Raw genomic sequence first — 1,576 nt, forward strand, 5'->3', positions numbered from 1 at the left:
GAGAAGTCCGCAGAGCAACGGGATGGCCGAAAGCTTCGTCAAAACGATAAAGCGTGACTACGTCTCATGGATGCCCAAGCCTGATGTCAGAACCGCACTGCAAAACCTGGCTATCGCGTTTGACCACTACAACGAATCGCATCCGCACAGCGCCTTGAAATACTGCTCGCCACGCGAATTCCGCCAGCGCGCAACTTCACCAACCGAAGCGTGACCGCGTGTCCGGTCATGCAGGGGCAAGTCCAATCGGGTCGTACGTATACACCGTTGTGCAGGTTGGCATGCGAGTGTCAAGCAGGTCAGAGTGTCTGATGGGCCCGGACAGTGCCGGGTCAACCTTCTATCCGTGCCAGGCCAACCGGGCCGGCACCTTATGCCGCATGCGCAAAGCGCTGGATCACTCTGTTACCGACGCACCCCCTCTACAGGGACGGCTACCCGGAAGGGTAACCCGACTGCCATACGGGCGCGTTGACCTTTGAATGCTGTCCTGCTTCAGGTGTGTTCAGGCCGCCGCAATGTCGACCTCATGCCGTTTGACTCTCGCACCGTCGGGAATCTCGCCGAATTCCAGATAGCGCCATAGCGCGATTGACAGACGTCTCGCAAGCGCCACAATGCCGATGCGTCGCAGTCGCTTGCCGCCGCCTGCAAAGCGCTCGTTGAACCAGTCGCTTAGCTGGCTGCTGCGCTGGAAGCGCAACCAGCTCCACGCCAGTTCCACCATCAGCCATCGAACTCGCTTGTTGCCGATCTTGCTGATGCCCTGCTCAACTTCACTGGTACCGCTGGCATAGGGCGTCGGGGCCAGGCCCAGGCAGCCGGCCACTTCGCGGCGGTTGTGAAACTGCCGCCAACCGAACAGTTCCCTGACGAGGACCCAGGCACTGCCGGTGCCGATACCCGCAAGGCGCGCGAGCCGCGCAATCGCAGGTTGCGCACCGCTGCGAACCTCATGCTGTTGCTGTGACTCGAGCGTTCTGATCTGCCTGGCGGCGAGCGACAGCCGTTCGAGTTCGCGTTCGATCTCGGCGCGCAGGGCTGGCAACAGCTGCATGGTGTGCTGCGCCCACCAGTGTGTCCAAGCGCGGCCACCGATTCGCTCGGGGCGCAGGTTGTGAAGTATCAGCAGCGAGCGGATGCGGTTGCTATGGGCAGTGCGCTCCTGGCGCAGACGATCGAGTTCACGGTGTACTCGCCGCTCATCTTCCTGTTCGGGAGTCGGTATGCGCGCGACCGCCCATACCCGGTGTTCACCAGCGTAGTAACGCATCAGCATCGTCAGCAGCTTGTCGCTGTCAAGCCGGTCAGTCTTGGCGCGGCGTCTACTGTGGCGCGACAATCCGGATGAGAGACGCGCGACAAACAAGTTGAGAATGTCGCGGCAGAAATGATGATGCCGATGTTGATTGACGCTGGCAAGCGTTTATTGATTGACGCGCGGCGTTGATTGACGCGGGCGAGTGGGTGTCGCGCGACAATCAAGCTGAAGCCACCAGTCGTTGAGGATTGCTGTGTAATGGTGACGCCGCAGGTATTTGGCCGCGCGACAATCAGGATAAGAATGGGGTGGCGT

Annotated in this window: 3 protein-coding genes; 1 reads left to right on the top strand and 2 read right to left on the bottom strand. The window is 60.7% G+C overall.

Going from position 1 to position 1,576, the window contains the following annotated elements; all coding sequences use genetic code 11:
• The coding region (locus tag M3I54_RS44150) for an integrase core domain-containing protein (protein WP_254345683.1) at positions 1–214 on the top strand (214 nt) is incomplete at its 5' end.
• A gap of 291 nt (positions 215–505) precedes the next feature.
• Here the strand turns inward: M3I54_RS44150 and M3I54_RS44155 are convergent.
• Positions 506–1,369 (bottom strand): IS110 family transposase, encoded by an 864-nt coding sequence (locus M3I54_RS44155; protein WP_309249690.1) that lies wholly within the window; start codon positions 1,367–1,369, stop codon positions 506–508.
• Positions 1,282–1,576, bottom strand: a 295-nt coding sequence (locus M3I54_RS44160; protein ID WP_254346691.1) for a hypothetical protein, incomplete at its 5' end; no start/stop codon positions are given. The genes M3I54_RS44155 and M3I54_RS44160, both read right to left, overlap by 88 nt.

It is taken from the genome of Paraburkholderia sp. CNPSo 3274 (assembly GCF_024206475.1).
Classification (GTDB): Bacteria; Pseudomonadota; Gammaproteobacteria; order Burkholderiales; family Burkholderiaceae; genus Paraburkholderia.